Source organism: Paenibacillus kribbensis (genome assembly GCF_002240415.1).
Taxonomy (GTDB): Bacteria; Bacillota; Bacilli; order Paenibacillales; family Paenibacillaceae; genus Paenibacillus; species Paenibacillus kribbensis.
The window spans coordinates 2,645,236-2,670,734 of sequence record NZ_CP020028.1; the positions used below are offsets into that span (position 1 = coordinate 2,645,236).

The window sequence follows — 25,499 nt, forward strand, 5'->3', positions numbered from 1 at the left end:
GCTAGTCCACATCCAGGTCCTGGGTTAGCAGGTAGTACTCACTTTGGCTTGTTACCCAGTTATGTACGTAATTGCGGTAGGCCACTACGTTGTTCGGATGAACAAGAAAGGATTGCAGGGTTTCCTGATCAATCATCGAGACAGCCTCCAGAGCCAGTTTGTTGCGTTGTTCCTCATTCACCGCCCTATTCAGCTTCGTAATCACAGCCTCCAATTTTGGCAAGTGCACATGTCCGTAATTCAGTGCCCCCTCAGGCATGTAAGCCGCGTTCAAAAAATAGCTTGCGTCGCCACGCGGAGCCGTAATACTGCTGTAAGTTGCCAAATCCCAATCCTGATGAGCGGCAAGATATTCGTCGATATTATCGACCTGCCGGATATCAATTGTAATACCGAGCTCCTTGGCGTTAGCCTGGATTAGCTGTGAAATGAGCGGAAGCTCCGCCCTTGACTGATAAGTCAATAACGTGAGATGGAGAGCTTGTCCATCGGGCGTTTTCACTTTGCTGTCTTGCACGGAATATCCAGCTTGCTTGAAGCTGTCTCGTGCAGCGCTCAAATCAAACTTTTTCATAGCATATGCTGGCGAAAAAGGAAAACCGGACAGGAACGGACCCTGAGCGGGAGTCCCCTGACCAGACATGATGCCATTGGCAATCTCATCACGATTAATCAGATGGTCGAAGGCTTTACGCACGGCCGTCTTTTTCAGATCGTTGTTGTTCATATTGTAAATGAGCTGATGCGTTCGCAGGCTGGGCAGAGAGTCCACCTTGACCGTGGAATCGGCTTTCAGCAGGTCCAGGCTTTCAATCGGCGGACGATATACAATATCAGCGTCCTTGGCTTGAAAAGCAAGCTGGCGCGCATTGGCGTCTTCGTTAAATAAGAACCTGGCCTGCTTCAATTTCACTTCACCGTTCCAATATTGATCGTTGCGTTCCAAATTCAGTTCACTACCGACACGAAAGCTCGCAGCCTTGAACGGCCCCGTCCCCGATGGAAGGGCATCTGTTGAGGAAGTATCTATGACCGCCGTATTGGGGTGAACCAGCTCAGACGCAAATTCCGGGAAAGGCCTGTCTGTCGTAACCTTCAAAATCTGCCCATTCGCCTGGATGTCACGAATATGCAGCGCATTTTTAACCGAGGGGTTGAGTTTTTGCGCTCTTTCCATAGACGCTTTTACAGCAGCGGCATCAACGGGCTTACCGCTATGGAATTTCACGCCCGGACGGATGTTAAATGTCCAGTGTTGTCCATCCTTGCTGTTCCATTTCTCTGCAAGCCAAGCTTCCAGCTTGAGGTCTTTGTTCACTTTGACCAGTGTTTCACCCACTCCAGCGCGGACGGCTGTATAATTCACATCCGTATGCGGATCTATGGAGGAGCTTTGTACGTTGAACAATAAGGTGACACTTTTATCTTGTGGTGCGTTTGCATCAGATGAAGTGAGTGAGCCTGATGGAGATGATGAGCAGGCCGCCACCATCACCGCCATGACTGCAGGTATGAATAGCTTCAAATATGGACGCTTAAACAACTGATAATCCCCCTTAATAGTAATCGTAATTTTTACAATTTACTTCATAAAGCATATCGTAACCAAATGGGGGAGCTTTGTAAATATGTAATTGCATGAATATGTATATCGATTCATAGAGAAAAAGGCTGCTTGACCGTGGAAATAAGGTCAGCAGCCTTTGATTTTGATTTCAGATTACTGTGGGCTTGTCAATTAGTGCATCGGAGCTTGAGCTGCTCCTTTTTTGACATGAACTCTGCGGATAAAAAAGGCAAGGAATAGCCCGATCACACTGACAATCATGGCAAAGAAAAATGAATGCTGGGACCCGAATACCATGGCATTCGCCATTTCGTTTACGGATTCAGGCATACTGGATTGGCTCAAATAGCTTTCCATGCCTTTGGAGAGAATGCTTACTGCTATGGCTGTACCAATAGCACCAGCAACTTGCTGGAGCGTGCTCATAATGGCTGTTCCATCCGGGTAAAGCTCCAGAGGCAGCTGATTTAGACCATTCGTCTGAGCTGGCATCATAATCATGGATATCCCGATCATCAGGCAGCAATGAAGCACAATAATGAGTACGATAGCTGATGTCGTCGTAATGCCGGACAGGAAAAACAAAACAGCGACAACGATCGCAAGCCCCGGGATGACGAGCCATTTGGGACCGAATTTATCGAACAGGGAGCCCATAATAGGAGACAAGAGACCATTGATAATCCCACCTGGCAGAAGCACCAAACCTGCTGTCAAAGCGGACAGGGCCAGCCCTTTTTGCAAAAAGAGCGGAAGAATTAACATCGTAGAAAGGATAGTCATCATACACAGGAAGATCATCACGACTCCGATGACAAACATCGGATATTTAAAAACACGCAAATTCAGCATAGGCTGCTTCATTTTTAACTGGCGCATCGAAAACAGGATCAACGCGATCAGCCCGATGATCACCGGCAGCAGAACAACCGGGCTGGTCCAGCCCTCGCCGCCTTCTCCGGATTTACTGAAACCGAATACGACACCGCCGAAGCCGATGGAGGACAATAGAATAGATAAAATGTCAATTTTCGGCTTGGTAATTTTCGAAACATTTTGCATAAATAAAATGCCGAAGATTAACGAGAGTACCAGGAACGGAAGGGAGATCCAGAAAATCCAGTGCCAGGACAGATTTTGCAGCACCAGTCCTGCAATGGTAGGTCCAACCGCAGGTGCAAACATAATCACCAATCCGATGATTCCCATAGCCGCGCCTCGCTTTTCAGCCGGGAAAATGATCAAGATGGTATTAAACATCAACGGCAACAACAGCGCCGTGCCGACGGCCTGAAGAATGCGCGCGATTAATAGCACTGAAAATGTAGGTGCGAGCGCAGCAACAAGACAACCTGCAATAGAAAATAGCAACGATGCAACAAACAGCTGTCTTGTCGTGAAGGTTTGAAGCAGCAATCCAGATACAGGTACCAAAATACCGAGTGTCAGCAGAAAAGCTGTAGTCAGCCATTGGGCTGTTGCTGTCGTAATGTGCAAAATCTGCATTAAATCATTCAGCGCAATGTTCAGCGCCGTCTCACTAAACATTCCGATAAAACCGCTAAGCAGCAGGGCAATCATAATAGGCAGCACCTTGAACGTTGTGGGTTCAGAAGGAGCGCTTGTTTGACTCATTGTACTCATGTTGTTTTTTGTTCCTCCAATATATTGATGGGTATTGAATTATAACGATCGGTCTATATATAATAAACATGCTGTTATTTTTTTGTCAAAGTAAAAATTTAAATATTATACAATGAAGGATGCTGTATATGGCTGCTAAACCCGAATCATATGAGAATATCGTACAAACCGCGTCGAAGCTCTTTTTTCATCAGGGGTATCACGCTACTGGGCTTAATCAGATTCTTACAGAAAGCGGGTCCCCGAAGGGGTCTCTATACTATTATTTTCCACGTGGCAAAGAAGAGTTGGCGTTGGAATGTATTAGAAGAGGGAATGAGCTTGTTAAACAAAAATTGAAGAAGGCTCTGGCAGGAAACGATGATCCCGTACTGGCCATTCAGGAATTTATTCGCGAAACAGCTGTGGACGCAGACCGTAACGGCTTTAGCGGATTCATGCCCTTTGGCTTTTGGGCTGCTGCAGAAACTTCCTGCATTAGTGAATCTCTTCGCCATGCCTGTGTGAATACGTTTACAGATTGGCAGCATATTTATACGGAACGCCTTCAGGCAGCAGGCTGGATGGAAGAAAAGGCGCGTAGTTTCGCGGTGCTTATTATTTCCATGTTGGAAGGAGCTTTAATCCTAGCCGTTACTCAACAGAGCAGTGCACCCATTTATAATGTAGTGGATTATATTCCACAGCTGATCAAATAACCAGAACCTTCAAAATGCTCCGGAATAAACTCGAACAACTGCATTGAGAGCCGATTTTCTTGTTTTGAGAAATCGGCTCTTTTTATGTACCCGTGGATAAAATTTTACTCAGATTACCAGCACCAAATGATGAAAAGTATGGTAAAATGGAATGAATTTGATTTTGCACGAAAGAGAGGGTGAACACAAGTGGCAAAGGCGAAAGTGGCTAAACGGCCTACTCGGGATGAATTTGTGCTGGAGGAAATCGGAAATCAGCTTGTAGAAGCGCAACAAGAGCAATCCGAAGTTGTATTGACCGTATGGGGGCGTGAAGAAGCAGTCCGCGGACAAATCATCAAAATGGACCCAAGAACGGGAAGAGTTCATGTAGAGAATAATGGTGAAACGGATAAGGTTCCTTTTATGGACATTATGAGTGTCAATTACCCGAGAGATTAGTCAAGCTTACATAGTTAAGTAGAAGGAAAACCTAAAAAAGTAGCATTTTTCAATCTCTATTTAAAAAACAACCGAGTGGTTTGAAGCCATCGGTTGTTTTTGTATATATGCGTATGAGAGAGAGGAAGCCTCGTATATGCTTATGTGGCCTTTATAGGAGTAGTGTTATTACCACGTGCTTCGGCTTTCTTCAGCACCTTGCGATCAAAAATGAAAGGCCCGAATGGCAGAAGTGAGGCAATCAAGGCCATAAGCCCTTGCAGTATTGTTATTTTCCGTAAAATCAGCATGACTACAGTCGCAGCCACATAAGCCACGAACAGTACCCCATGAATCATCCCCACCCAGCTTACCATTTGCGGCATCCCGGCTGCGTATTTAAGAGGCATGGCGATACATACGAGCAGCAAATATGAAATTGCTTCAATATTACCGATGAAACCAAAGGTCTTAAATGCATTTCTGAACATCATAAATCTCCTTTCTTTTTATTAATTAAAATTTAATATAACCTACAAACCGATGCTATAAAACGGTAAAAAGTTACGATATATCGAATATTTACAGCATATCCTAGGGGCTGTCTGAGTTTTCACCTAACATCAAATAAGGTGAAGCCCTAAACATTCTCTATGATAATTCCGATAACATTTAAATGAACATGTAACCATTAAGGAGAGCATTGACCATGAATAAAAAGCGATTGCGCCAATGGATGGCTCCGTTCGCAACGGCTACACTGATTTTAAATACGGGATATGGCATCTGGGGAGGAACGGATGCGTTGGCGAGCCAATCTGCTGCTCTGAGTGTTGCACCAGCGGAGGTAACCAATTTGAATGCGGCTGCGCTAGATACAACAAGGGTGAATTTGTCTTGGACTAACCCGTCGGACATCAATTTTGACCATGTACAGGTGATCGGTGTCAGTAACGCTGTGTATGTAGACAACATTCGAAGCAACTCTTATACGTTGAGTGGCTTACAGCCGAATACGGCATATACCTTCCGGGTAAAGACGGTGGATAAAAGTGGGAATGATTCTCCTGGTACTATAATACAGGCCAAAACTGCTTCCGCGGATGCTCCTGTAGATAAGACGCCTCCAGGAGAGGTTAGCGGGCTGAGCGTGGCGAATTTGGGGTACAACGCTTTTACCGTAAATTACATAATGCCCAAGGATACAGACTTGAGCCAAGCTATTATCTATTTAAATGGCAAGGAAATGCAGCGAACTACAGGGACGTCCTATACGTTCAGTGGATTAATTGCGTCCACAAACTATAACGTAACGATCAGGACTATAGACAAATCCGGCAACATATCTGGAGGCATCAGTATTCCGGTTACGACCTCAGCGCTCACCGTTGATACAGTGCCGGAAGTGACAGGAGCTTCAGTGACATCAGTTAATAACTATAGCGTTACTGTTTCCTGGACGAGGCCTAGCGGAATTAGTACGGTCAGTTTATATCGGGACGGAACACTGATCACAGACTCAACAGGCACGTCTTACACATTCAATAATCTTTCATCAGGAACGTCGTATTCATTTACGATTAAATCCAAACGAAGCACAGGTGCATTGTCCTCCGGTGTAAGGCTGACGGCTACAACGAACAGCACGTCTTCCAATTCGTCGGAAGTTTCCAATCTTGATGTAGATAGCAAGAGTGATACCTGGATCAAAATCACCTACGATATGCCGAGTTCGGCTGAAAAAGTAAAAATATATGCTGATGGTGACTACAAGGGGACTACATCCTCCGAATCCTATAAAATTACGGGTTTGCGTGAAGGACGCTGGTACGAGATTAAGGTCACAACGGTAAATAGCAGTGGTAGAGAGTCCAGCGGGGTAGAGGTGTCGGAACGCACAGATGGTTATTCCTCGTCATCGTCATCGTCCTATTCATCGAACTATGAGAAAGCAAGAGATTTGATGCGAATTGCGGAAAACAGTTTGAATGCTTCCGACTGGCGCTCTGCCAGAGACGCAATCAGTGATCTGCCGAGCGGGACACGTAAAAGCGACCTGCTGGATCGGCTGGAAGCTATTCGCAATCGAGCGATTGGTACCAGTAGTTCATCGTCCGGGACGAGCACTACTACAACCACTTCCGGTACAACGCCCTCAAACTCTAACAATGCGGTTTCCTCGTATTCAACTTCGTTCACCCTGACACCGGGAGCTAAAGCAGCTTATGTCGATGGTCGTGCTACGACGATGGCTCAGGCTCCGCGAATCATAAATGGGGTAACGATGGTCCCGTTGCGCTTTATCAGTGAACGGGTGGGCTATCAGGTAAACTATGATAAAGCGACCAAAAAAATCATCATGAATCGCCCTACTGACGGCAAACAAGTGGTGCTTCAAATCAAAAATACGACCCTTGCCGTGTATGAGTTAAACAACTCCCGGAATTACTCGACGAACATCACAGCTCCGGTTATTATTAACGGCTACACGCTGGTTCCACTACGAGTGATTAGCGAGCTTTCGGGCTATCAGGTGAACTATAATAGTGCATCCAAGCAAATTACGATTACAAAATAATACTTCACCAAAAAGAGTTCCATAGTTTTTACTTTGGAACTCTTTTTATGAGCTTATTAAAATTATATATTTCCTGGTTAGTCTATTTTTGTGAAAAAGCAGAAACGTTCCTAAAGTCGATATAATCAATAAATCGCTTGGCCGCTGGAGATATATAGCGGTCTTTTCTCCATTTCAATCCTACTTCCCATTCCCAGCCTTCCTCCTGAATCGGAACCCATACAAGTCCATCAAGCATTAAGCCGAAGGTTTTGGGAAGCACCGATACCCCAAGCCCGGCTTTAATAAACCCCGCCACTGTGGGCAAATCTTCTGCATCAAAAGTGGAACTCAGCATAAAACCTGTATTTTCGAAGCGGGACGTTATGGTGGCTTTGAGCCCGCAATTGTTCTTGAGACCAACAAAGGGTTCACCGGATAAATCAAACAAACTTAAAGAGGATCGGTTGGCGAAAGGATGCTGATCAGAAACGACAATATACAAAGGCGTTTTCTGTATAACAATCCATTCATGATTGTCTATGGTGGACTCTCTTGAAGTAATCATCAAATCGGAATGGCCTTTATCAAAATGCTCGTTGATGTCGCCAAGGTTGCCTTGTGTCAAATCAAAACGCACATTCGGATTGGTGATCTGATAATCCCTGATTAAAGCTGGAACCAGATCAATACCCAAAATGTTCAAATAAGAAATGTGTATGACACCATGATCGGGATTGGATAATTCTTCAATCTCCTGTTTTCCCTTTTCAAGATTATTCAGGGCTTCCTCGACCCATTTGCTAAATATTCTCCCGTATCGGTTGAGCTCTACATTCCGGCCATTCCGTTCAAATAGAGGAATTCCGAGTTCATTTTCCAGTTTGGAAATCGCATGACTTAATGCAGGTTGGGTTATGTTAAGCGCCTTTGATGCGCTGGTCATATGTTGAAGACGGGCAACCGTTAAAAAATACTGCAATTGCGTAAGCTCCAATAGGAACACCTCTTGAATTATGAATAATAATAATAGATTTCATTAAAACTATAAATTAGACAATCAATTCATGTCAAGATTACAATAACTTTGGGTTTGGGAGACTTCACAAATAACGAAAGGAGTTGTAATCCAGTATGACGGCCTATGTCATTTTTATACGGGAGAAAACGAATGATCCGGAAGAACTCAAGCTTTATTCCGCCAAAGCTCCAATCGGCTTGGAAGGGCATCCTGTTACACCATTAGCCGTGTATGGTGTGCATGAAGTTATCGAGGGTCCTGAAGCTGAAGGAGCTGCGTTGCTGGAGTTCCCTAGTTTTGAGGAAGCAAAAGCTTGGTATTATAGTCCCGCCTATCAGGATGCTGTGCAGCACCGATTGAAGGGCGGAACCTATCGTGGAATGATTATTGAAGGAATTCCGAAAGAGGAGAAGGGCGTTTTTTTTGAATAAAAGGAGGAAATCAAATTTAATGGCTATCACTTATGCAAATCCAATGACTGAATTCGAAGGTAAGAAAGTGCTTGTAACAGGCGGTACTAAAGGGATGGGGGAAAAGATCGCGCAAAGATTTGCGGCGGCTGGTGCTGCCGTCCTGACGACTGCACGTTCCATTCCGGCTGAGCTTGCTGATCCTAACCTGTTTGTTCAAGCAGACATTTCAACCCTTGAAGGTGTAGAAACGGTTGTCCAGGCAGTTCAAAAGCGTTTTGGAACCATTGACATCTTAGTCAATAATGTTGGCGGTTCTAATACTCCTCCAGGCGGTGCTCTAGCAGCAACAGATGAGAACTGGATGGAAACCTTAAATTGGAATTTACTTGCTGCTGTTCGTCTGGATCGTGGATTGCTCCCGTTGATGCTGGACAATGGCAAAGGTGCAATTGTTCACATTTCATCTATTCAAGGCAAATTGCCACTGTACGAGTCAACTGTACCTTATGCTGCTTCCAAAGCCGCTTTGACTAACTATAGCAAAAGCTTATCCAAGGAGTTTTCTCCCAAAGGCATCCGTATTAATACCGTATCACCAGGATTTATCCAAACCACTGCTGCTGATGCAATGATGGAGAATATTGCTAAGGTAACAGGCAGTGTTGAGCGCGCGCTTCAATCCGTAATGGATGCTTTGGGAGGCATTCCGTTAGGCCGTCCCGGTTATCCGGAAGAAGTTGCCGAATTGGTAGCATTCTTGGCTTCTGACCGTGCCGGCTCCATTACAGGCGCCAACTATGTCATCGATGGTGGAACGGTTCCTACTGTCTAAGGCTTAAATGTAGCCGATTATATCTGGTTCCTGGGTAAATTCCGATCATGTCGATATTCGACTGATCGGAATTTCGATACTTACCTGCCCGCCTCCCGTCTGAGTGGAGTTAGCGATGTGCAGCGTTCCGCCATGCAGGTTGACGATAGATTTGGTAATGTACAGCCCCATTCCGTAATGTCCATTTAATCTTCTGGACGAATCGCCCATATAAAATTGTTCAGCTGCCTGTTTGAGTGCTTCCGAGGAGAAGCCCGGGCCCTCATCTATGACGGTGAAGCGGATAGAGTGTTTTACTGTCTCTACGATCAGTCGAATCTCGCTATGCTCCGACGCTTGGTCTACTGCGTTGGAGGTCACATTCATGATGGCTCGCTCAAGCAGAACCGGGTCAGCGTACAGCGTGTCAGGAAGGTTGTATACATCGAACACTACGGATATTTTTTTGGCGGCAGTCAAGGCTAGTACCTGATCTTTCACTTTAGTTAAATAGTACTCAGTATCTATCGTTTCCGCTTGCAGGTTCACTGCTGTTTCCGCCTTTGTAATTTCAATGAGCGTCTTGATATACTGGTCCATCTGTCTGGTGCTCTCCGCTATATAAGCGGTATACTCCTTTTGCTCCTCGGATTGCTCGGTTTCGGACAGTAGATCTACGTTCCCGCGAACGATGGTGAGCGGTGTTTTGACATCGTGTGCCAGAGCACTGATTTGCTCACGACGGCTTTTTTCAAGGTCCCACTGCTTCTGCAGTGAGGCCTTTAGTGTTTCTTTCATCCTATCCATGGAATGAAGCAGCTGATCGATCTCCGTAACGCCACTGAGCTTAATGGAGAAGTCCAGATCCTGTGCTTGGATTTGCTGTGCAGCTTGCTGCAGTCCGCTCATTTTGCGCCCCAGTTTTCGCCCGAAGGAGGAAGCCAGTAGGGCAACTCCCACCAGAAAGGTGATGCAAAATACAGCAAAAAAGGACAACTCCGCGTTTGGCATATATTGGCGCAGGATAGGGGGTTCAAACTGTGCCGCGATCGAGTAGCGCATCACGGTAATCTTATTATGATGTGGGACTCTTACATAGTTGTAGGGGAACTGATAAGTCGTATCACTATGCTGCGTAAGGTTCCAGGCGGCTTTCGCCTGTTTTTCAGTAAGATCCCCCTCCATAAGGCTACCGTCTGAAGTGAATAACGCGTAGTTATACAGTGTCTGCTTGAAGTCCGGCTGAAGGGGCTTGCCCGCTTCAAGGATGGTCTTGGCTTCCAGTACCTGCTTCTCCGCATAGTTCGCTGGAAGAAGGGCACCATTAGACATCAGGACATAGAAGATGAGGACCAGGAACAGGGCGAGTGCAATCGTCCCGATACAGAATATAGCTAAATAACCGAGGAAAATAGTCCGCAGTTTGGTCGACTTTCGTTTTTGCTGTACTTTGATTATTTCCATCGGTATCCGATCCCCCAAACCGTCTCTACCGGAGAAACCTCTGCTTTGCCAAGCTTGGCCCGGATATTCTTGATATGCTCCACGATGGTGGCGGAATCACTATCTCCGTTAAACCCGAAGACGGATTCGTATATCCGCTCTTTAGAGAACACCTGGCCCCGGTTCAGGGCTAGAAACTCACATATTGCATATTCGCTTTTGGTAAACGGGACCATGACGTCCTGAACGGTGATTTCCTTACCGGACAGATTGAAATGAACGTCCCCGATACAGAACACATTACGCCGTTCACGGTTTTCCCGTCTGAGGTGAGCGTTGATGCGCGCGCGCAGCTCTCCGGCCCCAAACGGTTTGATAATATAATCGTCTCCGCCTTCACCAAGTCCCACCATCACATCGTTCTCCATGGATTTTGCGGTGAGGAATAGTATCGGACAGTCTACCTTGCCGCGTATTTCCCGGCAGAGTGTGAACCCGTCCATCTTTGGCATCATCACATCGAGCAGTATGAGGTCAAATGCTCCAAGCTGCATGGTGAGAACCTGTGAGGAGGTGGAGACCACGGTGACCACATGGCCATCTTTTTGCAAAATATTTTGAAGGAGTGCCAAAACGGCAGGTTCATCATCAACGGCCAACAAGTTTGCCATACTTTATTTCACTTCCTTTGCTTTCTCTACTCCAACGAATTTTGCCCTTCCCAGCGCCAAATCCATAATCCCAATAATACCATGATCGCTAAGGTTCCAAGCGCGCAATATCCAATTTCCCAATCGAGCTGCATCACGTTAGGGGGAGCAGCTGCTGAGCCTGCACCGTATTGTACCCAAATCGTGACGAACCGGGAAGCCCAGGCACAGGGGATGTATATCCAAGGATGGTCACCCAGCCCGGTGAGAAGCAAAGCGGACAGCAGACTCTCCGCAATGCCCAGACCGATGGATGCTCCTTTGCCGAATCGCACACTCATGAAGAAATGGAAAGCATAAATAAAGATACTGGCGGAAAACAGGATGCAGGCAGCAAGCACATAGAATCCCAAACTATACGGAGACTCATCCAAAAGGTATATAAAGCCTGTACCAAAACCGACCGAGGCGAGTAGAACACTGCCAAGTCCCAAAATCAGGAGCAGGCTGAACTTGCTTAGGAAGGGCAGCAGCTTGACCGGCGAGGTCAAGAGCTGCTGAAATTTCCCGGCGGCTGCTTCCTGATCGGTAGCCATGGAGCAGACGATGCCGATCAGGGTAGGAAGGGACACGGCCAAGACCTGCAAATAGCCTTCCACCTTAGAAGTCGGTAAGTACGGAGTGAAAGAATAGTAGGCCAGAAAGATAGATATGCCCAAGAGCGGTACAAAGAGGTGCACAAGCAGCATAGGCTGCCTTCTAAGTTTGAGCATATCGGCTTTCAAATAGCGGAAAAAAGATATCATTTTACTTGGCCTCCCGTTTGCGGAAAGACATCGCCGTCAGTGCCGACAGAATTATGAACAGGCCGAGTGAAATTACTACGCCGGGTACAATAACACGTCTATCCAGGAGCAAATCTCCCGCAGGAACGGCAAGTCCATTGGGCAGAACCTGAATAACGGCGCACATCAAACGGGCTGGAATTGCATAGGGGACCGACCACCACACGGTAGAGGTAGCAAACAGGATAGCGCAGGCTACGTTGCCGACCATGTTGATGATCAGTGTGGCAAACATGCCGATTCGGTCTGCAAGGAACAGGCAAAGTGGAATTTGCCATAAAAAAGTGATGAACAGCAGCAGACTTGCAGCGACGCTTTCCACCAATGACACGGAGCTTGAGAACACGAATCCGCCAATGGTTATCCCAATAAACAAGATAAGGGAGGAGACGAAAAAAAGACTTACGCAAACCCCGATTTTACCGAACCAGACACGAAGCAGGTCTACAGGCACTCCGAGGACAGCACGGTAATTAAGCTTCCTGCTGTCCTTTTGGATCACTCCTGCGCACATTATGGTAAGGGCACCGGGCAGCAGCATGGTATACCACCAATTGTAGCTGGCGCTTTGGAACATATTTCCCCCCATGAGCCCAGTACACAACAGAAGTGTGACGATGGGGGCAAGCCAGACGAGCTTTTTGGTAAAGGTACGCTTTAACTTCAAATGTTCTGCTGCTATGTATTGCTGCATCTTACTCACCGCCCTTCCGGTATTCCCGTGCAATTTGCATGAACAACGATTCCAGGTTTTGTCCCGGAGTAACCGCCTCCTGATAAGCCAGCACGCCGCCAGCGATGATGCCAACATGATCAACGATTTGTTCGACTTCGGACAGGATGTGACTGGAGAGAATCACGGTAATCCCCTGCTTCGGAAAGGAACGAATCAGCTCGCGCTGCTCCTGAATGCCAATCGGGTCAAGTCCGTTGGTCGGCTCGTCCAGGATCAGCAGCTTGGGACGGTTCAGGAGCGCAATCGCAATGCCCAGCCGCTGCTTCATACCCATCGAGAACTGACCGGAACGTTTTTTTTCGGTGTGGGTCAAATCAACCATGTTTAGTACTTCATCAATCCGCGAATCAGGCAGTCCGAGCAGGGTGGTACGGACCTTCAAATTCTCTCTGGCTGTCAAATTTTCATAAAGCGGAGGAGATTCGATCAACGCACCGATCTGGGCAAGGTTCTTTCGCGACCAGGGATGCCCTTCATATAAAATTTCGCCGGATGTCGGACGGAGCATACCGGTTAGCATTTTCAGCGTAGTTGATTTTCCGGCCCCGTTTGGCCCGAGCAGGCCATAGACAGAATTCTTCTGAATGGACAGTGAAACGTTGTTCACTGCCTGTTGGCCTTTGAAGCTTTTGCAGAGATTGTGAGTCTGTAAAATCATGTTATCCATATCAGTTCATCCTTTTCATTCGTTCTGGGGACTAATGTAAAGGATGATTCTAAGGAACTTATAAGGATTTGAAATATTGTCTTTAACAATTAGATCGAAGGGATAAAACACACTTTGCCCAAACGTACATAGGTCCTCGCCCATGTGTACGTTTTTTTTAACTCCGCCATTTTGTAAAATGGTTTGAGGAATTGTTTTATTTTTTTAACTAAAGCCGCAAAATGATAAAATATAAAAGTTGAACCCAAGACATAAAGAGGTGGACTATGGACAAAGAATCCAATGAACATGATCAAGGTGTAAACTTGAAGATAAACGACGGCGATAGAGATCGAATTAGTACATCCAGAGTTCCTATTATAATATGGGCCATTTTGATTCATAGTGAAGGGCTTATTTTTCAGAATAAATATACAATACTGCCGTTTCAAAGTATTTTGTTTTCCTTGGCCATGATTGTGCACGTACTTTTGTACTGGCATGTTCGTAAAGTTTTACACTACTGTTCATGGTTTTATTTTATTATTCAAGGAGCGATCATCTTTTCAAGCGCCTTTCTTCTGCCTAAAAGCTTTCCCATTGTGCTGGTTGGATTAACACCTGCTTTAATCGGTCAAAGCATTGGTGTTTATTATCAAGCAAAAAAAGTTGTATTTGTGTTTTTTGGTTTCTATCTGCTTTTTTGTTCTTACATGATATGGAGTTACGACAGCGATAGCTCCGTGTTATTTATTTCGCTGCTTATTCTTATTGCCATTGTCGTGGCTGCCTACGCTAATCTTTTCTACAGGCAGGTTAATGCACGGATTCGTACCCAAAATTTTCTTGCTGAGCTGGAGCTTGCACACCAAAAAGTGGAAGAGCTTACGCTAGCCAATGAACGGCAACGCATGGCACGGGATTTGCATGATACACTCGCTCAAGGTCTTGCCGGGCTTATTATGCAGCTGGAAGCCATAGATGCTCACCTGACAAAAGGCAGCGCGCAGAGAGCTCATGAAATCGTTCAGCAGTCCATGTCACAAGCGCGCAAGGCGTTGGCAGACTCACGACGGGCAATCGACAATCTGCGCTCCAAATCAGCCTCGGAAGTCGACTTTGCTGATGCAATCCGGGAAGAAGCACAGCGTTTTACGATGGCTACCGGAATTCAAACATCACTGGATATCAAGATTAAAGCCTCGGTATCCAGGCTGATGATTGAGCATGGACTACACATCATAAGTGAATGTCTAACGAATGTAGCCAGGCATTCGCATGCCAAGAACGTGTGGATCTCTATTTTAGATCATCAAGGTATACTTTCTATAGAAATCCGTGATGATGGAAAAGGATTTAATACAAATATCATTGCAAGACAATCAGGACATTATGGACTGATAGGCATTCATGAGCGTGCACGCTTGCTGGGCGGAATCATCAAGATCAGCAGCACAGCTCAAGAAGGAACAACTGTTAAAATAGAGGCACCCCTTGCTAAAGGAGACATTTTATGAAATATAAAATATTAATCGTAGATGATCATTGGGTGGTTAGAGAAGGGCTAAAGCTTGTTATAGAAACAAATGACAGCTACGAAGTGGTTGGTGAAGCGGAAGAAGGAGAAACAGCGCTTGCCCTGGTTGAGGAGCTTCGGCCAGATGTAATCTTAATGGATCTATATATGCCACATATGAGCGGATTGGAAACGATGAAAGCTTTAAAAGAGAAGCAAAATAAAACGCCGATTATTATCCTGACAACCTACAACGAGGATGATTTAATGATTCAGGGGCTATCTTTGGGAGCCAAAGGATATTTATTAAAGGATACCAGCCGTGAAAATTTATTTCGGACGATTGAATCCGCATTAAGGGGAGAGACACTTCTTCAGCCGGAAATTACGGCCAGAGTTTTTGCTAATACAAGCAAGAAGGAATCCGAGCGTGAGCAGCGTGAAGATACTTCAATACTGACCGAAAAAGAAATACTCATATTACAGTCCGTTGCACGGGGGCTTAGGAGCAAAGAAATAGCGTTCGATATGGGGATTTCAGAACGGACTGTGAAAGCACATTTGACGAACATTTACAACAAGCTCGGCGTCGATTCCCGATCTGAAGCGGTAGCCGTGTCTCTGGAACGAGGTATCCTGCATCTTTAATAACAGGAAATCTCAAAAAAATATAGGTATTTTGATCTGCCCAATCGTACATGAGGTGCTTGCCCTTATGTACGATTTTTTTGTTTGTTAACTGTTGTAATGTGAAAAGAGAATACATGCAGTTTAATATCTTGGATTCTGATAACTGTTAGAGGAAGTCGAGGAGGATGAAATTGTTGAATAGTACACGAATCAAAATGCTAGTCACGGGAGTCACTTTCGCTATGGTGGTGTCTGGTTGCTCAAGCCCTTCGGAGGACACCACCGCTCCAAAATCCGGTCAGCCGGTACAAATTCAAAAAGTGACGATGAAGCCGCTGGCTAATGAATTTAATTTGGCGGGAACATTGCAGGCAAGCCATGAAGCCACAGTTTCCTTTGAAGCGGATGGACGTATATTGAACACGATGGTTGAGGTAGGAGACTCTGTACAAAAAGGAAGTATCCTTGCGAAGTTAGACACATCCGCTTACCAGTTGCAGCTCGATCGGGCAAGGGCAACCATGGAAAAGGCAAAAGCAGGTGTCAGCCAAGCGGACGCTTCTGTTCAATCGGCACAGGCAGGTATTCGTAATGCACAATCCCAGGTTGACGCGGCCCAATCCAAATTACAGGAATTAAACAACGGCGCAAAAAAACAGGAAATTGTAAAGGCACAGAATGCCGTAGATGCGGCAGCCAGTAGTTACAACAAGAAAAAGGCAGATGCTGCCCGGAGCCAAAGTTTATTTCAGGCAGGTGGGGTATCATTGACGGAAAATGAAAATGCGCAACTCGAACTAACGAACGCACATAAAAATTTGGTTGACGCGCAAGAGCAATTGTCGCTCCTGCTTGCAGGGGCTTCTCAGGAAGAGCGTGCCCAAGCTTCGGCTGGTGTAGATCAGGCCAGGGCAGGGCTGGAGTCGTCTATCGCTACTAGGCAACAAGGACTGGCCAGTAAAGCTCAGGCGCAGGCGACTTATGAGGATGCAGTAGCTGCATATGAACAGTCATCTTTGTCTCTGAAAAAAGCTACCTTAACTTCTCCGATCACCGGTGTTGTGATTGAGAAAAAGGTTTCTGATGGTCAACTGGGCTCCAGCGGGAGTGAGGCATTTACGGTTGGAAATATTAGTACTTTAAAAGTGCTTCTGCCCGTACCAGACAGTGAAATCTTATCCTGGAAGAAAGATCAAAAAGTCAATGTCTCTCTCTATAATGAAATTCGAACAGGGACTGTCACCCAGATCTATCCATCGACTAATTCCAAAACAGGAAGCATCAATGTGGAAGTCAGCATTCCCAATCCTGAGCTGAATTGGAAGCCGGGACAAGTTATCAGTGCCGCTAAAAGCGTGAGTCAAACCGATGCATTGTTAGTGCCAGTAGAGGCTGTAATTAGCAACGGAGATGACCCTTATGTTTTCAAAGCTGTAAATGATAAGGCCGTTAAAACAGCGATTAAAGTTGGAAAAGTGACGAATAATCAGTTCGAAGTTATCTCCGGACTGCAAGCAGGTGATCTCATCGTTACGCAAGGAGCAGGAACCTTATTTAATGGTGATGTACTTGGGGAATCGAAGGAGTCGTCCAAATGATTAAATACATCGTTAAAAAGCAGAAGATTACCCTTATTTTCTTTGGCATGTGCATTATGCTGGGACTTTTCAACTTTACATCGCTACCTAAACAGGAACAGCCCGATGTTGTTCCTATGGCAGCAAGTGTTACAACTGTCTATCCGGGCGCCTCGCCTGAAAGAATTGAGCAAACCATTACCAAGATATTGGAACAGAAAATTAAAGAAGTCCAAGGTGTCAAAACGATTTCTTCCACTTCATCTAAAGGCCAATCCAGCATAAGTATAGAAGCTTTGAATGATGCGGACCCGACAAAAGTGTGGTCTGATCTTCGCACAAAGGTGCAGGATGCACAGTCCGAGCTTCCGGCTGATGCCAAGCAACCCATTATAAATGATAGCATGACAAGCTCTTTTATCGGTTCATATGCCATTACCTCTGATAAAGTTGAGAATTTATACTCGCTAAAAGAATTGATGAGCACCTGGAAAGATCAATTAAAAACGGTTCCGGGTATTTCGAAAGTTAGTATTCAAGGAATACCGGACCAAGAAATACGAGTCAGTTTAAACACACAAAAAATGCAGCAATATAACCTCTCCTGGGAACAGGTCGTTCAAGCCATTAAGGATGAAAACGACAGGGTTCCTACAGGAAGCCTGGAATTTAATGAGCGCACTTACCAATTGACGGTGAATGCCTCAACTGACCCGAGTGTTTTAAATAACATCGAGATTTCAAGCAACGAAGATGGATTTCCGATATATTTGAAGGATGTAGGTACAGCCTCGCTTGTTTTTAAAAAGGCGGGTAATTATACGTATGTGAATACTAAGCCTGCGATTTCGATCAGTTTGAGTGGAGATACAGGTACAGATGTGCCAACGGTTTCCAAAGCGGTAACAGCCAAAATTAATGAACTTGCGAGCAGCTTGCCTAAGGATGTACATTTTGAACTGCTGTTTGCTCAAAATGATCGTGTAAGTGAAATCTTTGGTAATCTGACCAAAGAGATGATCATCGCTATTTTATCGGTCATTGTGGTTTGTACATTAGGATTAAATTTGCTGACTTCTGCGTTTGTCGCTCTGGCTATTCCTGTTTCTATTGCTATCGGCTTTATTTTCTTGCCGATGACAGGGACGACGCTGAATCAAATTTCGGTCATCGGATTAATCATTGTACTAGGTATATTGGTCGATGATGCCGTCGTGGTCAATGACAACATTGAACGACGACGCTCTGAATTTGGGGAAGATGCTACCCAGGCAGCCATTAAAGGAACGAAAGAGGTCTCCTTGTCAATCATTACAGCCACGCTGGCTACGGTTGCAGCCTTTGCCCCGCTTTTATTTCTGCCGGGCAATATTGGAGACTTTATTAAGCCGATTCCTACCGTGATATCGTTAACGATGCTGGCTTCGATGATTATGTCGCTTACGATCATTCCTATTTTCCGCCAATGGTACGATCAACGCCGCAAGGGGAAGGAGCGTAGTCAAGCAGTCAAGCCGCCCGGGCTTCTTGGGAATCAAATACAGTCTCTCTCTAATGTATACTCCAAGAGCTGGATGCCGAAAATACTGCGACGTCCGCTTTTTACCGCTCTTCTAGGTCTTACGATTGGTACGGCAACATATGGACTAGTTGCGGTTGTTCCCATTCAATTATTTCCGGAATCCGATCAGGCAGATGCCACCATCAGTGTAACGATGCCAGAAGGAACATCCTTGCAAGCTACCAATCAGGTTATAAACGAGATCGGGAACTGGGTCCAAAAACAGCCAGAAACAGAACGACTGTCGGCAGCGGCAGGCGGAGGCGCACCTCAGATGTACAGTGATGTAGCAGGTGGCGGTGGCTCTGGGGGAGCGGTTCACGGACAGCTTGCTGTCGTTGGAAAAAAGGGGTTATTTGATCTCCAAAAAACAGTGGATCGTTGGACAAATACACTGCAAGCTAAATATCCATCAGCATCCATCAGCATACGTGTGCCTCAACTAGGTATTCCGGTTGGTAGTGCAGTATCTATCCGTATTAAAGGTGAAGACATTGGAAAACTGCAAAAAATGGCAACTAAAGTAAAAGAAATTGTTGCGGGGACCACCGGGACTGTAGATGTAACTGATAATATGGGGATGCAAAGCTATAATTTGAATTTTCAAGTCAACCAGCAGGCCCTGGACAAATATAAAGTGAGCTATTCCAACTTAACCCGTACTTTGTTATTAATGGGGGACGGGGTGAATGTGACGGACTTTGATACGGGTAAAGAATTGCTGGATATCAATATCTACATGGACAAGCCAAATAATGATCCAGAGGTATTATTCCAACAATTAACTGTGACCAATGCGGCAAACGAGCAAATTCCCTTGTCCCAGTTAGCTATGATGAAACCGGACTTTTCCATCCAGCAAATTCATCGTTATGATCTGGAACGGACTGTAACAATTTCAGCCAATGCCAATGGGCGTACGGCTACCGAGCTTACCCAGGACATTCGTAGCAAGCTTGCAAACACACAGTTTGAACCGGGGTACACTTGGGAGATGGGAGGGGAAACATCTGCGCAGTCCGATATATTTATGGATTTGGGCAAATTAGCTATTATCGTTGTTTTTCTTATTCTTCTCTTGATTACCATGCAATTTTACTCGGTTTCCACACCGCTAATTATTATGACCACAGTTTATCTGGCTGCGGCTGGAGGAATCCTGGGTAGTTTTATTTCAGGTATGCCAATTGGCTTTATGAGTATTATGGGTATCATTTCACTTGCTGGTATTGTCGTGCGTAATGGTATCGTGTTGATAGAGTTTATTGAAGATGCGCGGCGTGAAGGGGCTGATTTGACAGAGGCGATTCTTATGGCATGCTCTGCCCGTTTCCGTCCGATCTTGCTCACTTCACTAACTGCGATTGTCGGTATGATCCCAATTGCTACAATAGGAGAGGTCCTGTTCAAGCCGCTGGCAACGACCATTATATTCGGACTCATCTTTTCAACCATTTTAACGTTGTTTGTAGTTCCGACTCTTTATATGGTAGTAGCTAATCTGAAGCTGAAGCGGAAGCATAAGAAGGAAATGCGTACAAATAGCGATAACTCATTGTCTCTGTAGATGCTACAAAAGATTGATAGATTATAGTACTGCTTGAAACCTACCTGATCGTACATTAGGCTGTTTGCCCTAATGTACGATTTTTTCTTTTACTGGAGTAATACAATGAATGGTGAGCGATTAGTTCTTTTAGGGGTCCCGCCAACATTTTAACGAAAATATACGCTAAGCCTTCGGCCGTACCCGACTTAGCGTTTTTTCTTACTCTAAGCCGGGTACGGCCCCAGATCACTGGTCATTCAACTTCCTGTTGTTTAAGCGGTCGTAAGGAATTGAGAGACGTATTCTGCTTGAAATTGAATTTGTATTCGCCTAAGAAATTAATGTGCTCCCATCCAAGGGGAGAAATGTGGTTTAGTAGTTCCTCCTGAAGCTTTCCTTGCTTTTTGCGGTGTTCTGTTGCTTGCTGGAGATAGGCGGTATTCCAAACGCTAATTGCATTAATTATGATATTCAATGCGCTTGCCCGTTGGAGCTGGTCTTGTAACGCACGTTCTCGCAGCTCGCCATGTTTGCCAAAGAAAATTGCTCTGGCCAACGCGTTCATGGCTTCCCCTTTGTTTAACCCCCGATGGATTTTTCGCCGTAGCGCCTCGCTCGAAAGGTAATCCAGAATGAAGATCGTTTTCTCAATACGCCCCATTTCTCGCAGCGCGGTAGCCAAGCTATTCTGTCTTGCATAGGAACCGATCTTCCCCATAATGAGTGATGCTGAAACGGTGCCTTCCCGGATGGAGTGAGCCAGCCGGAGAACATCATCGTAGTTTTCTTGAATGATCTTTGTGTTAATCTGTCCGCGAAGCAGCTTCTCTAATTTAGGAAAATCAGAAGATTTCCCGATAGTGTAGAGCTTGGAATCAGCCAGATCGCGTAAGCGCGGCGCAAAGCGAAATCCGAGCAGATGTGTTAAACCAAAGACTTGATCGGTGTACCCTGCTGTATCCGTATAATGCTCCTCGATGGCTAAGTCCGTTTCATGGTGGAGCAAACCGTCGATGACGTGTACGGCATCCCGAGCGTTCGTATTGATGACTTTCGTGTAGAACGTAGAAAATTGGTCACTCACGAACCGATAAATCGTAGCTCCTTTTCCGGTTCCGTAATGGGGATTCGCGTCTGCGTGAAGTGCCGAAACTCCAATCCGGACGCGCATACCATCAGATGATGAGGTCGTGCCGTTTCCCCAATATGAGGGCAGAGCAAGCTTGTGATGGAAATTTACAAGAACAGCCTGTGCTTTATTCATCGCGTCTTCGTACAGCCGCCATTGCGCTGTATTAGCCATTTGCCGATATGAAATGTTCGGCGTGGCTTCAGCCATTTTTGTAAGTCCAATGTTCGTTCCCATTGCCATAAGGGTAGCCATGAGGATTGTCGTTTCTTCCTCGTTCGGAGCGCGATTACTGGACGCGTGAATAAATTGCTCATGAAAATTAGTCCAGTTGGCTACTTCCATGAGCAGATCCGTTAGCTTAATTCGTGGCAGCAGTTCATATAGGGAAAGGCTGAAATTCCGGGATTCATCGGGAACATCTTTCTCCAATCGCTCGATATGCAATTTCCCGTTCTCCAAATTAACGCCGTCCAGTTCATCGATATGGTCCGAAACCCAGTTTAATCTTTGAAGCAGTGATTCAGTACGCTCTTCAAGATATTCCTTTGCGGACAAGCTAACGGCAAGCTTTGTAGCGTTAGGATCAAGAATATTCCAATCAGCTTTCGGTACAAGGTATTCCTCGAAGTCCTTATGCTGACGGCTTCCGACAATGGATACGTCCCCAGAACGAACATAATTCCGCAGCTCTGTCAGGACAGCCATTTCGTAGTAATGCCGGTTGATGGTTCCGTCGTCGTCGTAAACATGTTTTTGCCAGCGGTTTGAAACGAAGTTCAGCGGTGCGCCTTCCGGAACTTTTCGTTTTCCGGTTTCGTTCATTTCCCGGATGATATCAACCGCTTTCATTAGCGGCTCTGCCGACTTAGTAGACTGAAACTCCAACGATTTTAGCAGTGTTGGCGTGTATTTCCGGAGCGCATAGAATTTCTTTTCCAGCAAGTCCAAATAGTCGTAATCTACGGGCCGCGATAGCCGTTTAGCTTCTTCCACGGATGCGACGATCTGATCCCACGGCATAACGGCATCAAGCGCAACAAACGGATCAGTTCCTACCTGGAATTTCCCTTAACCACGCCAAGTAAGTTTTGCTGCTTTCCGGCATGGTGGTTAAGACGCAATCCAGCTTGGCAATTTGTAATTCTGTCAGTGAACTGCTGAGCAGCTTGAATATTTTTTCTTCTGTCCGTTTGCGAGTTTCCCAAACTGCTCTTTCAATCGTAGCCATTGAGGGCAGAATGATTTTACGTTTACGTAAATCTTCAAGTGCGAGCTGAATCAGGTGTAAGGGATTGCCGTTTGCCATTGCATGGCTAAAAAGATGCTTGCACAAAGAACGATACTCGCTCAATGTAAATGTCTGGTAACCATACTCCTTCCGGATTTCCTCTAAATGCTCATATTTCGTAGCTTCCCGTTCGCCGTAAGATGCAAAGGAATACACATCAGTATTGATTTGCACTGCAATATAACGAAGAATATGAACCGGCACTTCCTTTATATCAGAAAGCGTACAGCCGAGATAACGAAGTACGCACAACTGCACGGCGAAGCCAAGTCGATTATAATCTCTTCGCCGCTGCTGGATGATTTCAAGGTCATGCTTGGTAAATGTGAAATAGGTGCCCAATTCCCATTCGCCGAGATCAGACGGTATTTGCAAATATTGCAACCGTTCCTCCGGAGTCAGCAGTTCCCTTACTCTTGCGTACATCGTTCTAATCCCCCTATTGCCATGCTATTTTTTCGACTTCCGCTTGCAGATCCACACGGGTTGCTTTGACATAAATCATCGTTGTGTCCAGACTATCGTGTCCCATAATTTGCGCCAAACGGTGCAACGGCGTGTTTTCTGCCATAACATAGCCGAAGCGGTGCCGTAGATCGTGGGCGCTTAATCCTTCTAGCCGGGCGGCTTTCACATATTTTTGAATCAAATGACGTAAAGCACGTTCGGTTAATCGATAACCGGTCTTCTCCGATGGAAACAAATAAGGGCTGTTCGGAGTAAGTTCTGCCAGATATTTTTCTAAAGCAGCTCTGCACGTAGCGTTCAAAGGAACTTCTCGCTGTTTATTCCTTTTTCCGGATCGGACTGTTAAATGGCCACTGCGTTTACCGATTTGAATATCTCTGGGAGCCAGGTCACACACTTCCATTGTCCGCAAGCCGGTGTGAAACATCATGATTAGAATCGTCTGGTCCCGAAGAGAACCGCTGTGCTCAGCCGCAGCGATCAATGCAGCTTCTTCTTTATCTGTCATCTGTCTTGGGCTTACCTTTTCTCCCGAAACCAATTTGACCAGCTTCGAAGGGTCTCGACGAATCCTGGATTCCGATACGGCCCACTCGAAAAAACGTTTCAGAGTTATAAGCCGTCGGTTAATGGTCGCTGGTTTCAATTCCATTACTTTTTGTGCAACTTCCCGGTATCGTGTTAATGTTGGAGTAGCCACATCTTCAATTTGAAACGATAAAATGCTTCAAGTCGCTTGCGTACTCTTTCAATGTTTTGGGATTCAAATCTTCGTGGGTGGTGAGAGCTTGAATGAAGTCCTGAATCGTCTGCTCGCCCTGTTCCGAAATCCCGGTCGCCTAGGCTTTCTTTACAGCATGGAAGCAGCGGGAGGAGAAGCAATAGTATGGAGATTATAGAAAACGCTCGGATATCCATGAACTAGCCACTGCCGGTGAAATCGATATTACCAGAACCCGTTGGAGCGAAAAACCAATTACACTTGTCCCCATGATTCTGGGTAATATCAAAAATTTTGAGCCTAATGCCGGAAAGCGGAAGTTTGAGCAAGGGCGACAGGAAGCTTTGAAAAAAGAACAAGAGTTATTAGAACGATTGAAGCAATTACCGGATGGCGAACAAAAAGCCAAAGAGACAAAACGAATGATCGACCTAGTCCGGAATCTCATTGGATATCGGGAATATCCAAAATATAGTTATATTAATCGCTACTTCGTTTATAAGCAGGCTTTACTGAAAACAGCCGAACAACTCGTACACGCAAGCGTTATTCATGAAAAAGAAGATATATACTATCTCACTTTTGAAGAGCTTCACGAAGTCGTACGCACAAATAAACTGGATTATCAGATCATCAGTACACGAAAGGACGATTACAAACTTTTCGAAAAGCTAACTCCCCCACGTGTAATCACGTCTGATGGTGAAATCATTGTGGGCGAGTACAAACGAGAAAATCTGCCAGACAAAGCGCTTGTAGGTCTACCTGTTTCTACCGGAGTTATAGAGGACGAGCACGTATCATCTTAAACATGGAAGATGCTGATCTGGAAGATGGAGATATATTAGTCACCGCCTTTACTGACCCTGGCTGGACATCATTATTTGTATCCATTAAAGGCCTGGTTACCGAAGTTGGCGGACTGATGACCCATGAAGCCGTTATCGCTCGTGAATATGGCTTGCCGGCAGTTGTCGGAGTGGAAAATGCTACCGGGCTGATCAAAGACGGGCAACGCATTCGCGTGAATGGAACAGAAGGGTACATTGAAATATTGTAATGGTTGAAAAAGGATGAGCAAGATTCACATTCGGCAAACGGTGGATCTAAACTCATCCTTTTTGCTTATTTCCCGGCGTCACCCGTGATATTGACTAATACGTCGTTAACGTGGGCCGTGTCGTGATGCTCGTGGTAGACGGCGATTTTATCGCCCCGGAGCTCAAAGAGAAAATGATAATGGTTCTGATAGCGAAGTCCACTCTTCAACTTCATCGTTGAGTAGGCCTCCACTGCCACACGGTCCCCTTGGATGATCCAACCGGTAGGGACGATCTGAAGTGGCCCGTCAGTAATGTCGTTCAGCGGGGCCAGCATCGATCGGAATTCATCCTTGGAGACGAACCCGGGGTGTGGAAGTCCGCTCATCCACCACTCGACATCATCGGTGAGCATGTCGAGTAGTGCATTCAACGGCTCCGTGTTCTGAGGGTCCCCCCAACGACCTTGCCCATAAAGGCTGAGGAAGTGTTCAATAATCTTCTTCTTGCCTGTGTTGTCCATTTTTGAATTCACACTCCTTTGTAGAGTTCGGGTTCCTGGCAGG

At 45.7% G+C, this 25,499-nt stretch carries 19 protein-coding genes and 3 pseudogenes; 10 read left to right on the forward strand and 12 right to left on the reverse strand.

Annotation, left to right across the window (positions count from 1 at the left end; all coding sequences use genetic code 11):
* Window position 1: 1 nt before the first annotated feature.
* Together nikA and B4V02_RS11975 are read right to left on the reverse strand one after the other, a co-directional pair.
* Window positions 2–1,543 carry a nickel ABC transporter substrate-binding protein gene (nikA, locus tag B4V02_RS11970; RefSeq protein WP_094154937.1) on the reverse strand — a complete coding sequence of 514 codons (1,542 nt, stop codon included), beginning with the start codon at window positions 1,541–1,543 and terminating at the stop codon, window positions 2–4.
* A gap of 195 nt (window positions 1,544–1,738) precedes the next feature.
* Window positions 1,739–3,202, reverse strand: coding sequence for a DHA2 family efflux MFS transporter permease subunit (locus B4V02_RS11975; protein WP_198286472.1), 1,464 nt, complete (start codon window positions 3,200–3,202; stop codon window positions 1,739–1,741).
* Window positions 3,203–3,339: 137 nt separating this feature from the next.
* On the opposite strand from B4V02_RS11975, the gene B4V02_RS11980 reads away from it, so the two are divergent.
* Both B4V02_RS11980 and B4V02_RS11985 read left to right on the forward strand, forming a co-directional pair.
* A complete protein-coding gene (locus B4V02_RS11980) occupies window positions 3,340–3,909 on the forward strand; it encodes a TetR/AcrR family transcriptional regulator (RefSeq protein WP_094154938.1) in 570 nt (189 codons plus the stop codon).
* A gap of 189 nt (window positions 3,910–4,098) precedes the next feature.
* The gene (locus tag B4V02_RS11985; protein ID WP_094154939.1) at window positions 4,099–4,350 is read left to right on the forward strand and encodes a YolD-like family protein; all 252 of its coding nucleotides are present in this window, start codon (window positions 4,099–4,101) and stop codon (window positions 4,348–4,350) included.
* 140 nt (window positions 4,351–4,490) lie between these two features.
* On the opposite strand, the gene B4V02_RS11990 is transcribed toward B4V02_RS11985, so the two are convergent.
* Complete coding sequence (locus tag B4V02_RS11990) at window positions 4,491–4,820, reverse strand: DUF3817 domain-containing protein (RefSeq protein WP_094154940.1); 330 nt, start codon at window positions 4,818–4,820, stop codon at window positions 4,491–4,493.
* A gap of 218 nt (window positions 4,821–5,038) precedes the next feature.
* Here B4V02_RS11990 and B4V02_RS11995 point away from each other — a divergent pair, with 218 nt between their 5' ends.
* Entirely contained in the window at window positions 5,039–6,907 is a 1,869-nt protein-coding gene (locus B4V02_RS11995) for a fibronectin type III domain-containing protein (RefSeq protein WP_094154941.1), read from the forward strand.
* A gap of 82 nt (window positions 6,908–6,989) precedes the next feature.
* Here B4V02_RS11995 and B4V02_RS12000 read toward each other — a convergent pair whose 3' ends face one another.
* Window positions 6,990–7,883: a LysR family transcriptional regulator gene (locus B4V02_RS12000; RefSeq protein ID WP_094154942.1), complete on the reverse strand. Its 894-nt coding sequence runs from the start codon at window positions 7,881–7,883 to the stop codon at window positions 6,990–6,992.
* A 137-nt stretch (window positions 7,884–8,020) separates the two neighbouring features.
* Between B4V02_RS12000 and B4V02_RS12005 the strand changes: the two genes are divergently transcribed.
* Window positions 8,021–8,338: a DUF1330 domain-containing protein gene (locus tag B4V02_RS12005; RefSeq protein WP_094154943.1), complete on the forward strand. Its 318-nt coding sequence runs from the start codon at window positions 8,021–8,023 to the stop codon at window positions 8,336–8,338.
* Window positions 8,339–8,357: 19 nt separating this feature from the next.
* Window positions 8,358–9,152: an SDR family oxidoreductase gene (locus tag B4V02_RS12010; protein ID WP_094154944.1), complete on the forward strand. Its 795-nt coding sequence runs from the start codon at window positions 8,358–8,360 to the stop codon at window positions 9,150–9,152.
* A 45-nt stretch (window positions 9,153–9,197) separates the two neighbouring features.
* Here the strand turns inward: B4V02_RS12010 and B4V02_RS12015 are convergent, their stop codons facing one another.
* Genes B4V02_RS12015 through B4V02_RS12035 form a run of 5 tightly spaced genes read right to left on the reverse strand, consistent with a single transcriptional unit; the run spans window position 9,198 to window position 13,472 of the window.
* Complete coding sequence (locus B4V02_RS12015; RefSeq protein WP_094154945.1) at window positions 9,198–10,595, reverse strand: sensor histidine kinase; 1,398 nt, start codon at window positions 10,593–10,595, stop codon at window positions 9,198–9,200.
* Window positions 10,586–11,245 (reverse strand): response regulator transcription factor, encoded by a 660-nt coding sequence (locus B4V02_RS12020; protein ID WP_094154946.1) that lies wholly within the window; start codon window positions 11,243–11,245, stop codon window positions 10,586–10,588. The genes B4V02_RS12015 and B4V02_RS12020 overlap by 10 nt, the downstream gene beginning before the upstream one ends.
* A gap of 26 nt (window positions 11,246–11,271) precedes the next feature.
* Complete coding sequence (locus B4V02_RS12025; protein WP_094154947.1) at window positions 11,272–12,030, reverse strand: lantibiotic immunity ABC transporter MutG family permease subunit; 759 nt, start codon at window positions 12,028–12,030, stop codon at window positions 11,272–11,274.
* A 1-nt stretch (window position 12,031) separates the two neighbouring features.
* Window positions 12,032–12,763, reverse strand: a complete 732-nt coding sequence (locus tag B4V02_RS12030; RefSeq protein ID WP_094154948.1) for a lantibiotic immunity ABC transporter MutE/EpiE family permease subunit — start codon at window positions 12,761–12,763, stop codon at window positions 12,032–12,034.
* Between the two features lies 1 nt (window position 12,764).
* Window positions 12,765–13,472 carry a lantibiotic protection ABC transporter ATP-binding protein gene (locus tag B4V02_RS12035; protein WP_094154949.1) on the reverse strand — a complete coding sequence of 236 codons (708 nt, stop codon included), beginning with the start codon at window positions 13,470–13,472 and terminating at the stop codon, window positions 12,765–12,767.
* Window positions 13,473–13,738: 266 nt separating this feature from the next.
* Here B4V02_RS12035 and B4V02_RS12040 point away from each other — a divergent pair, with 266 nt between their 5' ends.
* The 4 genes from B4V02_RS12040 (at window position 13,739) to B4V02_RS12055 (ending at window position 20,302) form a co-directional block, all read left to right on the forward strand.
* The gene (locus B4V02_RS12040; RefSeq protein WP_094154950.1) at window positions 13,739–14,968 is read left to right on the forward strand and encodes a sensor histidine kinase; all 1,230 of its coding nucleotides are present in this window, start codon (window positions 13,739–13,741) and stop codon (window positions 14,966–14,968) included.
* Window positions 14,965–15,615 carry a response regulator gene (locus B4V02_RS12045; protein ID WP_094154951.1) on the forward strand — a complete coding sequence of 217 codons (651 nt, stop codon included), beginning with the start codon at window positions 14,965–14,967 and terminating at the stop codon, window positions 15,613–15,615. Before B4V02_RS12040 ends, B4V02_RS12045 begins: the two co-directional genes overlap by 4 nt.
* Window positions 15,616–15,782: 167 nt before the next feature.
* Window positions 15,783–17,195, forward strand: coding sequence for an efflux RND transporter periplasmic adaptor subunit (locus B4V02_RS12050; protein ID WP_094154952.1), 1,413 nt, complete (start codon window positions 15,783–15,785; stop codon window positions 17,193–17,195).
* The gene (locus tag B4V02_RS12055) at window positions 17,192–20,302 is read left to right on the forward strand and encodes an efflux RND transporter permease subunit (protein ID WP_094154954.1); all 3,111 of its coding nucleotides are present in this window, start codon (window positions 17,192–17,194) and stop codon (window positions 20,300–20,302) included. The genes B4V02_RS12050 and B4V02_RS12055 overlap by 4 nt, the downstream gene beginning before the upstream one ends.
* A 235-nt stretch (window positions 20,303–20,537) precedes the next feature.
* On the opposite strand, the pseudogene B4V02_RS12060 reads toward B4V02_RS12055, so the two are convergent.
* Window positions 20,538–23,130, reverse strand: a pseudogene (locus B4V02_RS12060) (Tn3 family transposase).
* A gap of 13 nt (window positions 23,131–23,143) precedes the next feature.
* Window positions 23,144–24,002 (reverse strand): annotated as a pseudogene (locus B4V02_RS12065) (tyrosine-type recombinase/integrase).
* Between the two features lie 100 nt (window positions 24,003–24,102).
* Here B4V02_RS12065 and B4V02_RS12070 point away from each other — a divergent pair.
* Window positions 24,103–24,953, forward strand: a pseudogene (locus B4V02_RS12070) (PEP-utilizing enzyme); the annotation flags it as partial.
* Between the two features lie 65 nt (window positions 24,954–25,018).
* On the opposite strand, the gene B4V02_RS12075 reads toward B4V02_RS12070, so the two are convergent.
* Entirely contained in the window at window positions 25,019–25,456 is a 438-nt protein-coding gene (locus tag B4V02_RS12075; protein ID WP_007432328.1) for a nuclear transport factor 2 family protein, read from the reverse strand.
* Between the last annotated feature and the right edge of the window lie 43 nt (window positions 25,457–25,499).